1 protein-coding gene is annotated in these 762 nt (G+C 34.8%); it reads left to right on the top strand.

The genetic code is table 11. The features are described 5' to 3' along the window. Window positions 1–201: 201 nt before the first annotated feature. A complete protein-coding gene (hns, locus tag JK188_RS17610; RefSeq protein ID WP_006661675.1) occupies window positions 202–612 on the top strand; it encodes a histone-like nucleoid-structuring protein H-NS in 411 nt (136 codons plus the stop codon). Window positions 613–762 lie beyond the last annotated feature (150 nt).

The raw sequence follows: 762 nt of genomic DNA, 5'->3' as shown, positions 1-762 counted from the left end.
CTAATTACCTTTTTTCATTAGTACCGTTATTGATAATAGAGCAATTTATAGCAACGAAAATTTTTATAATTCTTTTGTAAAAAAATTGCATTCGTTAAAGATAACTTTTAAACTACCGAAGTAATTTAGCTATTGCAGAATTTAAAATAGCACTCTATTATTACTGTACACATGCCAACATATAAAATTGAGACCAGGAAAATGAGCGAATCATTAAAAGCATTAAATAACATCCGTACGCTTCGTGCTCAAGCACGAGAAGTCACTTTAGAATCTTTAGAAGAAATGCTGGAAAAATTAACTGTCGTTGTTGACGAACGTCGTGAAGAAGAAAGCCAAGCTCGCGCTGAAGTTGAAGAACGTAATCGCAAACTGGAAAAAGTTCGCGAAATGATTTTAGAACAAGGCGTAGATTTAAATGACCTTCTGCAAACTATGGATTCTGGTAAAAGCACCAGCACTCGCGCTAAACGTGCTGCTCGCCCAGCAAAATATAAATATGTTGATGAGAACGGCGAAACTAAAACTTGGACAGGCCAAGGTCGTACTCCAGCAGTAATTAAAGTTGCAATCGAAGAACAAGGCAAATCTTTAGACGATTTCTTAATCTAATATTGATAACCTTCCAAATTCTAAACACCCTTTTTATAAGGGTGTTTTTATTTATAGTAGCCTTGTTATTATCCATTTATCATCTCCTCTGTTTCAATCCCCCCTCATCTATTTCTAATCATAAAGAGTGATACAAAATATACGCTGTCT

It is taken from the genome of Providencia sp. JGM181 (assembly GCF_018257375.1).
Taxonomy (GTDB): domain Bacteria; phylum Pseudomonadota; class Gammaproteobacteria; order Enterobacterales; family Enterobacteriaceae; genus Providencia; species Providencia lanzhouensis.
This window is presented reverse-complemented; position numbering and strand designations above follow the sequence as displayed.

What these genes read in the sequence shown, in the direction of transcription:
- hns (WP_006661675.1), top strand. Translation starts at nt 202, where the DNA reads ATGAGCGAATCATTAAAAGCATTAAATAACATCCGTACGCTTCGTGCT.